Source organism: Streptomyces sp. C1-1 (assembly GCF_050214755.1).
GTDB lineage: Bacteria > Actinomycetota > Actinomycetes > Streptomycetales > Streptomycetaceae > Streptomyces.
This window is the reverse complement of sequence record NZ_CP189826.1, coordinates 7,063,461-7,076,242: the sequence shown is the minus strand read 5'-3', so window position 1 is coordinate 7,076,242 and position 12,782 is coordinate 7,063,461. Positions and strand designations below refer to the sequence as shown.

General features: G+C 71.0%; 7 protein-coding genes. 5 read left to right on the top strand and 2 right to left on the bottom strand.

Annotated features, from left to right (window positions below; translation table 11 throughout):
* The first annotated feature begins 128 nt into the window (after positions 1-128).
* Positions 129-1,583, top strand: a complete 1,455-nt coding sequence (locus tag ACQF4J_RS32115; RefSeq protein WP_427167429.1) for a hypothetical protein — start codon at positions 129-131, stop codon at positions 1,581-1,583.
* A gap of 148 nt (positions 1,584-1,731) precedes the next feature.
* Positions 1,732-4,686: an AfsR/SARP family transcriptional regulator gene (locus ACQF4J_RS32110; protein ID WP_427167428.1), complete on the top strand. Its 2,955-nt coding sequence runs from the start codon at positions 1,732-1,734 to the stop codon at positions 4,684-4,686.
* Here the strand turns inward: ACQF4J_RS32110 and ACQF4J_RS32105 are convergent.
* Positions 4,668-6,218, bottom strand: a complete 1,551-nt coding sequence (locus tag ACQF4J_RS32105; RefSeq protein WP_427167427.1) for a glycosyl hydrolase — start codon at positions 6,216-6,218, stop codon at positions 4,668-4,670. The two genes, ACQF4J_RS32110 and ACQF4J_RS32105, sit on opposite strands and share 19 nt — an antisense overlap.
* 874 nt (positions 6,219-7,092) lie before the next feature.
* Here ACQF4J_RS32105 and ACQF4J_RS32100 point away from each other — a divergent pair.
* The gene (locus ACQF4J_RS32100) at positions 7,093-8,013 is read left to right on the top strand and encodes a hypothetical protein (protein WP_427167426.1); all 921 of its coding nucleotides are present in this window, start codon (positions 7,093-7,095) and stop codon (positions 8,011-8,013) included.
* Positions 8,014-8,128: 115 nt separating this feature from the next.
* Here the strand turns inward: ACQF4J_RS32100 and ACQF4J_RS32095 are convergent, their stop codons facing one another.
* Positions 8,129-9,805, bottom strand: a complete 1,677-nt coding sequence (locus tag ACQF4J_RS32095) for an SWIM zinc finger family protein (RefSeq protein ID WP_427167425.1) — start codon at positions 9,803-9,805, stop codon at positions 8,129-8,131.
* A gap of 158 nt (positions 9,806-9,963) precedes the next feature.
* Between ACQF4J_RS32095 and ACQF4J_RS32090 the strand changes: the two genes are divergently transcribed.
* Together ACQF4J_RS32090 and ACQF4J_RS32085 are read left to right on the top strand one after the other, a co-directional pair.
* Positions 9,964-11,556, top strand: a complete 1,593-nt coding sequence (locus ACQF4J_RS32090) for a TIGR02677 family protein (RefSeq protein ID WP_427167424.1) — start codon at positions 9,964-9,966, stop codon at positions 11,554-11,556.
* Entirely contained in the window at positions 11,553-12,782 is a 1,230-nt protein-coding gene (locus tag ACQF4J_RS32085; RefSeq protein ID WP_427167423.1) for a TIGR02678 family protein, read from the top strand. Before ACQF4J_RS32090 ends, ACQF4J_RS32085 begins: the two co-directional genes overlap by 4 nt.

Here is a 12,782-nt window from a genome sequence, read left to right as displayed (position 1 = left end):
TTCTCCCTCCCGGGCAGTCCGCTGACCGGCCACCCGGCGACACCGCCCCCATCTGACACAGGGATTGAACCGCGCACCCAGTGGCGGCCGTTGTAGCTCGCAAGCCGGGACGCCAGGAAGGGATGGGCATGAGCCGGGACGAAGAGAAGGACGACCCCGGCGCGGTGCACGAGCACGCCGCGCCCGGGCATCCGGTGGACATCAGCAAGCGCGGGCCCTTCGCGGAGGCGTCGGGACCGGCGCCGTACCTTTCGGTGGTCATCAGCGCCGACGGTTCGGCCACCATCGACGGCGTCTCCGTGTCGGCGACGGACGGGGAATCCGTCGACGCGGCGATCCTCGACGCCCTGCACGCGCACGCCGTCAGCCGCAACTCCGCGGTGACTGCGGCCATTTCCGACCCCTCGGTCGAACAGGTCACCTTTGTCGAGGTGGCCCCCGACGGTTCGAGCAGCCTGGTGGATCAGCTGCCGACGCCGGCACCGGGCAGCCCACAGGGCCCTGCCGGTGTACTGGGCGAACCGGAGGATGCCGCGGGCTATGGCCTGGAACACGGCCCTGGACTCACTGACTTCGACGAAGCACCCGTCGATGCGGCTGACGACGACCTCGACGACGAGGAGCCATACGGTCGGCCGCAGGCCTCGCCGGCGCCGCCCGTCGGCGGCGCCCTGCTGCGCCGCCAAAAGCCCGACGGCACCAACGCCGCCCGCCAGTCCGACGACGAGTACCGGGCGGCCGGCCTGCTCCACCGCCCCCTGGTCGTGGGGCCGGTGGCGCTCGGTGTGGCCGCGCTCGTCGTCGTACCGCTGGTGCTGCTGGGCAGCGGAGGGTCGGGCGGCGGACAGAACAAGGCCGCCGGCGCCAGCGACGAGCTGACCAAGTCGCCGTCGAGCCACGGCCCTTCACCGACGCCGACGCCGACCGTGTCCGTCTCGCCCAGCCTGCTGTCCCCCTCGCCCAGCGCCTCGCCGTCGGGGAAGGGCAAACGCGGGGCGAAGGGGAAGAAGCACACCGACGGCGCCACCGGCGTGACGTCCACGGTGACGGTACGGCCCCCGGCGGCCACGGCGACCGTGACCGCCAAGCCCGCCGCGGACACCGCCGCCGGCGCCGTGAACCGGCTCGCCAGGAACGACCCCGGACGGCACATCTGCTATCGCGCGTACGTGTCCGGGCAGGGCTGGCAGAAGCCCGTGTGCGACGGCACGGTGGCCGGTACGACGGGTCAGAACCGGTCGATCAAGGCGCTCAACATTGCGGTGCGAGGAACGGGCGGTACGGCCGCCAACGCCTTCGTCCACAAGCCCGGTTCGACCGACGGCAAGGGCGTGTGGATGCCGCACTGGACGGCCAACACCGCCGACGGCAAGGACATCTACATCGGCCACGCCAGGAAGAGCGCGCCGAACATGCTCGGCTTCGCCATCAACGTCGGCAGCGGCGGCCAGGTCTGCCAGTCCGCCCGCGTCCACAACTCCGACTGGGGACAGTGGGGTTGTGTCGGACCGCGGCCCGAGTACGTCTTCGGCGGCACCCTCACCAACGACGTGTGGCTGGAGGCGGTCAAGTTCACCGTGTGAGACAGGTCACAGGCACGACGTACTGAATGTCACGCCTCGTGACGTCCCCGGAAGGAAACAGTTCAACACCCGGGCAACACTGAGCACATGAAGTGTCACTAGAGTCCGCAAGGTGAACGCAGCGAACTCGACTGACTTACGCTTCTCCGTGCTGGGACCCGTCAGGGCCTGGCACGCGGACCGGGAGCTGGATCTCGGTTCGCCGCAGCAGCGCGCCGTGCTGGCCGCGCTGCTCCTGAGGCGCGGGCACCCCGTCTCGCTCGCCGAACTCGTCGACGCCGTCTGGGGCGTCGAGCCGCCGACGGCCGCCGTGTCCGTCCTGCGGACCTATGTCTCGCGGCTGCGCAAGGTCCTGGAACCCGGCCGCGGCCCGGAGGAGCCGCCCCGGACGATCGTCTCGGTCGGGGACGGCTACCGGGCCTGCATCCTGGAACAGGCCCTGGACCTGGCCGTGTTCGAACGCCGTACGGCGGACGCGGCGAAGGCGGCCGCCGAAGGCGAGGAAACCACCGCCGCGCAGCTGCTGCACGACGCCCTCGACGGATGGCCGGGCGCGGCACTGGCGGGCCTGCCCGGCCCGCTGGCAGAGTCGGAACGGGCCCGGCTGGCCGAGGAGCGGCTGAGCGCGCTGGAGACCCGGCTGGACCTCGACGTCCGGCTCGGCCGCCACGGCCAGGTGATCGCGGAGCTGATGTCGCTGACCGGTGAGCATCCGCTGCGGGAGGAGCTGTGCCGGCTGCTCATGCTGGCCCTGTACCGGTCCGGGAGGCAGGCCGAGGCCCTCGCCGCGTACCGCAGGACACGTGCCACGCTGGTGACGGAACTGGGCATCGAACCTGGGGAGCCGCTGCGGGAGTTGCACGCACGGATACTGGCGACGGACGCGAGCCTGAGCGTCGGGGCTTCTCCGTGGTCGACGGCGGGCGAGAGTTCCCCGCAGGAATCACCGGTCTCCGAGTTGCCTCGGCACCGGGAGACGCAACCGTCTTCCGCATCGGCCACCGAGGCCACCGCACAGGCTTCACCCGCCCCGCAGACGAAGACCCCCGAGCCCCCCGCCCGACGCCCCGCCTACGCCCCGCGCCTCGCCCAACTCCCGGCCGACCTGCCCACCTTCACCGGACGCGAGGCCGAACTTAAGGCGACACTAGGCATGTTGCCGCTGGACGGGAGCGCTCCCGCCACCCTCGTCATCAGCGCGATCGGCGGCATGGCCGGCGTGGGCAAGACGACCTTGGCGGTGCACCTGGCGCACCGGGTCGCCGACCGCTTCCCGGACGGACAACTCTGCATCAATCTGCGCGGCTTCGACCCGAGCGGCTCGGTGATGTGCTCGCAGGAAGCGATCCGCGTACTGCTCGACGCCCTGGGCGTCCCCCCGCAGCGGCTGCCCGCCGGCCTGGAAGCCCAGACGGCGCTGTACCGCAGCGTGCTCGCGGAGCGTCGCGTCCTGATCCTGCTCGACAACGCCCGCGACGCCGAACAGGTCCGCCCGCTGCTGCCCGGCTCCCCCGGCTGCTTCGTCATCGTCACCAGCCGCAACCAGCTCACCGGCCTGGTCGCCGGTGAGGGGGCGCACCCGCTGACGCTGAACCAGCTGACGCCCGCCGAGGCCCACGAGTTCCTGGCCCGCCGGCTCGGCACTGCACGCCTGGAGCGGGAACCGCAGGCGGTGGACGAGATCATCGCGCGCTGCGCCCTGCTGCCACTGGCCCTCGCCGTGGTCGCCGCCCGCGCCGCCACCCACCCGGACTTCCCGCTCAGCGCCATCGCCGAGGAGCTGCGGGACAGCGACGACAGCCTGGACGCGTTCGCGGGCGACGACATCACCATCGACGTACGAACGGTCTTCTCCCTGTCGTACGAGGCCCTGTCCGCGCCGGCCGCACGGCTGTTCCGGCTGCTGGGTCTGCACGCCGGCCCGGATCTGTCCTCTCCCGCGGCGGCCGCCCTCGCCGGGCTCACCCCGCGCGAGACCCGCGGCCTGCTCGTCGAACTGACCCGGGCCCACCTGCTCACCGAGCACTTCCCGGGCCGGTACACCCTGCACGACCTGCTGCGGGTGTACGCCGCCGAGCGCGTCCGCGCCGAGGAGACTCCGCGGGACCGGGACCTGGCGGTGGAGCGGCTGCTGTCCTGGTACCTGCATACGGCGGCCGCGGCCTATCCCCTGATCACCCCGAACCGCAACCCCATCCCCCTCGATCCACCGCCGGCCTCCTGCCGCCCCCTGTCGTTCACGACCCTCGACCAGGCGGTGGACTGGTGCGAGACCGAACGGTCCAACCTGGTCGGCGCGGTCCACCAGGCCGCCGGCTCCGGACAGCCGGGCATCGCCTGGCGCCTGCCCGCCGTCCTGTGGGGCTTCTTCTACCTCCGCAGCCACCTCGGCGACTGGCTCGACACCACCCGCACGGGCCTGTCCGCGGCCCGCGCCGCGCAGGACAGCCGGGGCGAAGCGCAGGCTCTCGCGGACGCGGCCGCGGCGCTGCGCAGCAACGGCCGCTTCGACGAGGCCATCGAGCTCTTCCACCGGTCGATCGCCGTCTGCCGCGAACTCGGCGACATGGACGGCAGGTTGCGCGCCGTGGGCAACCTCGGGGACGCCTACCTCCAGACCGGCCGGCTGGACAAGGCCGTCGAGTACAGCCGCCGGGGCCTGGCCCTCGACCGGGTCGTCGGTGACATCTGGGGCGAGGGCATCGCCCTGAGCAACCTGGGAGACGCCTACCAGCGACTGGGCCGGTTCGACGACGCCGTCGACTGCCTGGAACAGGCCCTGACCGTCCTGCGCGAGAGCGGTAACCGGTGGGTCGAGGGGGTCGCCCTCGACGTGCTCGGCACGGTCCACCACCGGCTTGGGGCCCGTGACCGCGCGGTCGCGTACTACCGGCAGGCGCTCGCCGCCCATCGGGACATCGGCAACCGGTGGGGAGAGGGCCACACCCTGGGCCACCTCGGTGACGTCCAACTGGCCGCCGGCGAACCGGAGGCGGCCGACGGCAGCTGGCGTCAGGCCCTGGGGATCTTCGCGGAGTTCGACCATCCGGACGCCGCGAAGATCCAGGAGAAGCTCCGCTCCCTTCAGCCGGCCTCGCGGTAGGCCTGACCGGCGGCATTCGCGGTCGCACCGTCGTACAGGCCGGTCGGACTGGTCGTGGTGGACAGCGTGAACCAGGCGTAGCGCTCGACGTAGTCCAGGCCGTCCAGCATCCGCGTGGACGAGTTGATGAAGGCCGTCTCCTCCTGCCGGCTGGGGTAACGGGGGGTGGCCTGGGAGAAGTCGATCAGGCCGTACTCGGTCAGCCAGATCGGCTTGTGGTAGCGGTCGTGGACGCGCTGGAGGTACTGGCTGAGCTGGTTCGCCGCGTCGGGGCCGAAGTCGGCGCCGTACCAGTGCAGGGGGATGAAGTCGACGCGCAGGCCGCGCTGTTCGGCTCCCTGCATGAAGCGGTCCAGCCAGCCGCCGGGCGTGTCGGCGCCGGAGGCGACGGCGGGGGCGCCCAGGCGCAGCCCGGTGCTCTGCAGCCGGGGCCACAGATCCAGCGCCTGTTCGACGGTCATGTTGGCCTGCGAGCCGGAGTCGGGCTCGTTGAAGCCGAGCAGCTCACTGCCCTCGCTCTTGGCACTGCCGAGCTGCTCGTCGGTGACGGAGCCGGGCCCCCAGATCATGGGAACGTACTCGACACCGCTCGGCTTGGTCACACTCCCGGTCGACGATGCCCAGTTGAAGTACCAGGAGGCCCCGGAGTCGACGAGCGCCTGCGAGGCCCCGTCGACGGGGTTGAGGCTGACGCCCTTGCGGGTGGAGGTGGCCGGGTTGGTCGTGGTGGTACCGGGATCAGAAGTACTCGGAGTGTTCGCCCCGTTGAAGGTGACGGTCATACCGCTGCACTTGGTGCACTGGTACATCGTCCGGTTCCCGGGCTCCGCGTCCTGCTTCGACCACGCATAGGCGGTAGGGCACTTCTGGTTGATGAAGTCGCTGTAGGAGGTCTTGGCATCCCGATCGGGGTTGACGCACACCAAGGACTTCCCCGACGCCGGGTCCTTGACCAGATCCTCGGCCGGACAGGCGGACAGCAGATCGACGGCACAGCCCGCCGCCGCGCACTCCCCCGTCTCGGGCGGGGTCATGTCGTTCGGGGTGATGGTGACGGCGGCGGAGACGGCGTCGACGTAACTGACGTCGTACCAGGGTGCGAGCGAGTCACTGGGATCGAAGTTGAACTCGGCCAGGCTGGTGGGCTGTTGCCCAGTAGAACAGTGATCCACATACGGCCCACAGTCACCCACCGCGCAGTGGAAGGTGCTGCCGTCGTCACCGGAGCACCCCTGCCGGGCGAAGAAGGTCCCGCGCCAGTGCCCGGCGCCCTCACGCTCGGGAACGGTGAGGGTGGCGGACTGCCCCGGCTCGAGAAGGGGCAGCCCGGTCAACGCGGCCGACCCATCGGCGTTGACATTACTGCCCACCCAGATACGACTGTCGGTCCTGTTCTGCAGCGTGATGGTGTGCTCCGCGTTCCCCACGTCGGCGGCCGGCGCCCCATGGAGCCGGTCGGCGTCGGAGTACCGCCCGCTGAGCCCGACGGCGGTCGCGGCCGTCGCCCCGACGACGACAAGTAACAGGACCAACAAGATGGAGCGTCTGCGCATAGAACGCATAAAGCGCATAAAACATGCCTCTCAGATCGCGCTTGCGCCGGATCGCAGACGATCGGACGCCGCCTGCGGAGGCACGACGGATGCGGACGCGGGACGGTTCAGCTCGAACCCTTCCGGCAGGGGCAGGAGGGCGGGTGGCAGGGGGGAGCAGGGAGGCTCCGGGAGCGCCCGGAGTCGGGGTGGCACGCCCCCTGCGTCCCGCTCCGACCTCCCCTCCGCGTCGGTACCAGCCCTACGCCGACACAGCAGCCCCTGCGGGCCGAGGCGAGGACGGACGGGTGTCTCCACAGACGGAACGGACGACGTGAACACAGGTACAACCTCCCGAACCCGCCGACGGACCGACATCGCCGGCCCACGCCCGCACAACGGAGCAGAGCCCGGAAGGAGTTCAAAAAAGCATGAGGATCGACGTGCGAGCCGAGACCGAGGATGGGGCACGTTTCCGCACCCATGTCGATGACGACTTGGAGAGCGTCGATGCGTGTGGGTGCGCTTGCCCGGTAGTTCTGCCAGTCCCGGATGATGAATGCAGGGCGTGTGAAGTCAGATAAGTCCGAGATGGAGGGGGCCCGTAACCGCCCGTGGCGACCACCACTTCGTCTCAATAGCGGCCGTCCGCCTCCTGCCCCAGCGGGCGGCCCGACGCGTTCTCGCCATGAACGACCCTATGGATGGTTGAGAGATTGACGGGAGCTGTGAGGACCGGCGAGAATCCGGCTGACTCACTGTTTCTGAAGTGAGCGAAGTGACGCGAGTGGCCCCGCCACGAACTCCTCGTCTTCGTGCCTGTCGGCCGCGCGCCCACTCACCTCCCACACCCCTGATTCCACAGAGGCAGATCTTGACGCGCTCCCCTCGCTCCAGAACCTCGGCCGCTCTCGCCGCAACCGCTTTCCTCGCCGCCGCCACTCCCCTGCTCGGGGCAACCGCAGCGAGCGCCACGACGGCCGGCGACTGCCAGTCCGCCACCGTGCAGTACCGCATCGTCGACGCCGACGGAAAGCCGGTCGGCGCCGACTGGACCTCGCAGGGCGGCTTCCACCAGTGGACCGCCGTCCCCGGCACCGTAGAAGTGCGCCTGGCCCCGGGGCAGACCGTCGGCGACGGCTGCAAGTACCCGGTCTCGCTGGCCGAGTACACCACCGAGGGCTCCAACTGGTACACCTCCGGCCACCAGACCCTCGTCGACCACGCGACGGTGTACCTCACGGCCGCCGACGTCGCCGACAACAGCGGCGACGCCAAGCGGACCTGGCAGAAGCTGGCCGTGAAGACGCCCGACTGCTACGGGCAGATCGACCTGTACGGCGACGACATCATCTACGACGGCAAGTCGGGGGACGGGCACGGCCCCGCCCCGTACGAGCCCGACAACATCGTCACCCCGTACCACCTGATCGCCGCGTGGAACGGCGGTGACAAGCCCTGCACCCCGGACAAGCCCGGCTCGCCCACGCCGTCGGAGTCGACCCCGGCCACCCCGAGCACGCCTCCCGCGAGCCAGCCGCCCGCGAAGGAGACGACCCCGCCGGCCACCCCGACGAAGCCGTCCTCGGCCACCACGCCGCCGACCACTCCGGACGTCCCGCCGCTGCAGTCGACACCGCCCACCACGCCGACCCCCTCGCCCAGCGACAGCACTCCGCCGCTGGCCGAGACCGGCTCAAGCGCCCCGGTCGGCCCGATAGCCGGCGGCGCCGCCGCGGTGATCGCCCTCGGCGCAGGCGCGCTCTACATGACCCGCCGCACCCGCCGCTCGTAGAGGCAGCCGACCGGAAGAGCAAGGCTCCGCAGGTCACCGGGCAGCTCCGCCGCACACCCACCTCCAGCCGCTGTGCGGGAGACGGGGCGGCGGAGCTGCCGCAGCGCCATCGGGCTCACAATCCGTGCGCGTCCATCAAGCGCATCAGGTTCCGCTTTCGCCGGTGGGCACCGCGCAGGGCAGTCACGTACGCCGTGAAGTCCTCCTGCGTGCCGAGCAGGCGGTGGCAGTCGCGGACGTTCACCAGCAGGCCGACGAGCTGTTCGTAGATCGTGTTGCCGGTCTGCCCGAGGAGCGGTTCGGCCAGGCGCAGGTACACGCCGAGCGCGTCGGCGGGACGGCTGACACGGACGCGATCGGCGAGGGTGCGCCACTGTCGGCCGTCGGCGCCGATGCCATGGGCGGCCTCCCAGGCGGCTTCGTCGTCCTGGTCGTCGATCAGGGCGTCGACCAGAACCGGGCCGGCGTACCGAATCCCGGTCGACTGTTCCGCCTCGCCGCGCAACAGGGCGAGTGCCTGGGGGCGTTCGCCCTGCCAGCACTCGGCGGCGCGAGCCACGGCACGCAACTGCTGGTAGGTCAGCAGAGAGCGCCGGGCGCCGAAGTGCGCGCGGCGCAGGGCGACGGCCTGTGCGAGCCGGGCGGATCGTAGGTAGCGCTCACATAGGTAGTCGACGAGGGCGGTGTCCACCGCGCCGAGATCCGGCGCGTCCCGAACGCCGCGTTCGGCCCAGTCGACGGCCTCCTCGGAGCGTCCTGCGGCGTCCAGCTCGTGCGCGATGAGCAGATGCGTGTGCCCGTTGGCCGTCAGGTCGGCCGCGTGTACGGCGATCACCAGGTCGACGTCGCCACCAGCCCTGGCCAGGTGCTGCATCAGCGATCTCTCGGCCCAGCCGGTGCGCCTTCTGCGCCACGCCTCGATCGCCAGCTCCCGCAAGGTGGACATGCCTCGCTCGCCGAGCACGTCTTCGTAGTCGAGCGGGTCGATGTCGGTGACGCCGTCGATGTCGCCGAGGGCCTGTTGTATGAGCCAGCGCGCAAGTTTCTCGGGGTCGGGGCGGGCGATGCGGCAGGCGTTGAGATGAGCCTCGGCGAGGCAGGCACCGACCTGCCCGAGTCCGCCGTCGGAGTCGTCGACGCTGTCCGCCGCCTGGGTCAGCAGCTGCATGGCTTCCACGGCCATGGTGATCGCCTCATCACCATGGCCGGCTTCGGTCACCGCGTCGATCGCGGCTGCCACCTGCATGGCCTGTTCGGCGTAGGCGCGGGCGTCGGCATACTCGACGTAGCCGTACTGGGCGAACGGGCCGATGTCGAGCAGTTCCCGTATGCGGGATCGGACTCCGGCGAGGTCCCCGTGGGCGCTGGCGGCCCGCAGTTCCAGGCGGCGGCGCAACTGCCGGTCCTGGTCGATTTGTTCGTGCACCAGGGCGAGCAGCTCGTCCTTCGAGAAGGTGGACAGCCAGGTGTTGAGGGTCTGTTCCCGTTGCCGGGCCGCCTCGCGCTGCCGCGGCAGGCCGTCCCGCTGGGCGAGGACGGTGAGTCCCAGGGCGACGAGATGCTTGCAGAAGTTGCCCTCCAGTCCGTAGGGGCAGTCACACGCGCCCCGGACCCCTTGAGAGCTGTCCAGGTTCAGCTCGACGGCGTAGCGTTCCGTGCCGTGGACGGTCGCGGTGACCCACCCGTCCCCGACCTCCACGCCGGTCACCGCGTTCAGGTATCCCTGGCCGCGCTCGAAGGAACGGTGCCCGGCCAGTTCCTTGAGCGTCGCCCGGGTGAGGTCGCCGTTCATGGTCCTCCGCTCCCACAGCCCTTCGGCGGTTGAGAATGTGTGGTGGAGCCTCAGGCTAACGTCCGGCTTCGGAGGCACAGCCGACCATGGCGTGACGGTGGGTGAAGCTCGGGCGAAGCGTGCCGAAGCAGGGCCCTCGTCGGGGAGAATGCACGACGATGATGTCGACGCCTTCCGGACCGCGGGCGGGGTACTCGCCCTTCGCTCACCTCACCGTGCCGAACGCAGTGCTGTACCGCCGGGTGATGGGCGCATTTCTGGCCGCCAAGGAGCGTTTCGCGATCCATCTGCGGCCCGAGGACGTGTCCGCGGCGCTAACGCCGGAGCATCGGCCCGCCGAGTTGGAGACCGTGGTCAAGGCGCTTGACAGCCTCGTGGAGTGGGGCAATCTACGGGCCGATCCCGATACCTCCCGGGTCACCGCGGTCGAGGACTTCTACCGCAAGCGCTTCATCTACCAGCTCACCCGGGCCGGTGAGGCCGCCGAGCAGGCGCTGGCCACCTACGACGAGGCGTTGGGGCGGCGCGGCGCACTGCAGGCGGTGGCCCTGCACGACATCGTCACCCAGCTGCGGGCCCTGCTCGTCATTGCCGTCGAGATGGAAGAAGGTGAGCCGGATGCGGCCAGGGCACATCTGGCGCTGACGGCGCTGACGAGCCGGTTCGAGGCACTGGCGGAGAACGCGCGGGCGTTCATGGGCTCCTTGCAGCGCACCATCGACCTGCACGACGTCGAGGTGGAGGTGTTCCTCGCCTACAAGGACCGTCTGATTCAGTACCTGGAGCGGTTCATCCAGGACCTGATCACCCTGGGCGGACGGATCGCGCTGCTCATCGGCGAGTTGGAAGATCAAGGCCGGGTCGAAGGGCTGTTGCGGCTGGCGGCGACCCGGGAGTCGGCCGATGCCGCGCCGGAGGAGGCCCAGGGCGCGGAGACGCTGGCGTACGAACGCTGGGGGGCGAAATGGTCGGGTCTGGCCGCCTGGTTCGTATCGGCGGACGGCCGTGAGTCGCAGGCACGCCTGCTGCGCGGGCGCGCTCTGGGGGCGATTCCGCAGCTGCTGGCTGTGGTGCGGCAGTTGAACGAGCGGCGTGCCGGGCGCTCGGACCGTTCGGCGGACTTCCGCACTCTGGCCCGCTGGTTCGCCGAGGCTCCCGACGATCAGGCACGGCACCGGCTGTGGCGGGCGGCGTTCGGGCTGTATCCGGCACGTCACCTCACCGTCGACGCCGACACCCTGGACCGGCGCGCGGCCCACCCGGTGACCGCGTCGACCTCGTGGGCGGAAGCCGAGCCCCTGCGCATCAGCCCCCAGTTGCGTCGTACCGGCAGCTACGAGCGGCGCGGCAGGACCCGCCGGGTGCAGGACCGCTCCGCGCAGCGCAGGCGCCTGTCCGAGATCGCCGCCCGGCAGACGCAGGAGATCACGGCCGCTCGCGCCCGTCTGGCGACCGACGGCACGACGCGGCTGTCCGCGCTCGGCGGGCTCGACCCGCTCGCCTTCGGTCTGTTCCTGCACCTCCTCGGCGACGCACTGGCCACCTGGCGCCCCGGCATGACAGCCACCGTCGCCACCAGCAACGACGGCACCATGGAGATCCGGCTCACCGCTCTGGCGGACGGCACGAGGGCCGAGATCCGCACCCCCGGCGGCATCTTCAGCGGGCCCGACCACCTGGTCGAGATCACCGATCTGACCCGGACCGGCCTGGTGCGCGCCGACGACACCGACCCGGGAGGGCAGCGATGAGCACACCGCTGGGCGAAGTGCTGGACGGCCGGCGCACCGCCGAGTTCCACCAGGCCGCTCGCGCCCTGCTCAAGGAACCCCTGCTGCTCGCCCACGGCCCTCATGCCGAGGAGTTCCGCCAGGTGCGCCGGCACGCAGGTGACTTGCGTGACTGGTTCGATCGCAATACCGGCTGGCCGCTGCGGGTGGATGCGGAGGCGGCTCGCCTGGGCCGGACACCGGGCACCTTGGCGGATGCCACCCATCCGGCGCGCGAAGCCTCCCGCTCCCGCGCGCCCTTCACCCGCCGCCGATACGTGCTGCTGTGCCTGGCGCTGGCCGCGCTGGAGCGGGGCGAGGCGCAGGTCGCGCTCGGCCGGCTCGCCGAGCAGGTCGTCCTGGACGCCGCTGATCCCCATCTCGTCGCCGCCGGTATCGAGTTCACCCTGGAGCGGCGCGCGGAACGCCTGGATCTGGCGGCGGTGGTGCGGCTGCTCATGCGCTACGGGGTACTGCGGCGGGTGGCCGGGGACGAGGAGGCCTACGTCGCCGGGGCGGGCGATGTCCTCTACGACGTCCAGCGTCGAGTCCTGGCCGGCCTGCTGGCCGCCCGCCGCGGCCCATCGATGATCACTGCCGGCGGTTTCGAGGAACGGCTGGCCGAACTGACCGCCGAAAGCGCCCTGGACAGCGACGAACTGCGCTTCCGTGCCGTCCGCCAGCGGCTGACCCGGCGCCTGCTGGACGATCCGGTGCTGTACTACGCCGAGCTGAGCGACGAGGAGCTTGCCTACCTCACCCGTCAGCGTGCCTTCATCACCGCCCGCATCACCGAACTGACCGGCCTGGTTGCCGAGGTGCGCGCCGAAGGCATCGCCATGGTCGATCCGCAGGATGACCTCACCGACGTACGGATGCCCGAGCAGGGCACCCACGGGCACGTCACGCTGTTGCTCGCCGAACACCTCGCGGCCTCCTCCGGCGCGGTCAGCCGAGCCGAGCTGGAGGACAGGGTGCGGGAACTGGCCCTGGAGCACGGCGGATTCTGGTCCAAGAGCGCCAAGCAGCCCGGCGCGGAGGGTGAACTGGTCGAGCAGGCGTTGGCCAAGCTGCTCGCGCTGGGCCTGGTCAGCGCCGCGCCGGGCGGCATCGTCCCCCTTCCCGCACTGGCCCGCTACGCGGTCGGTGAGACCGTCGTGCGGCAACCGGGCATCCCCGCTCCCCGTACCTCGCTGCGAAAGGCGTGA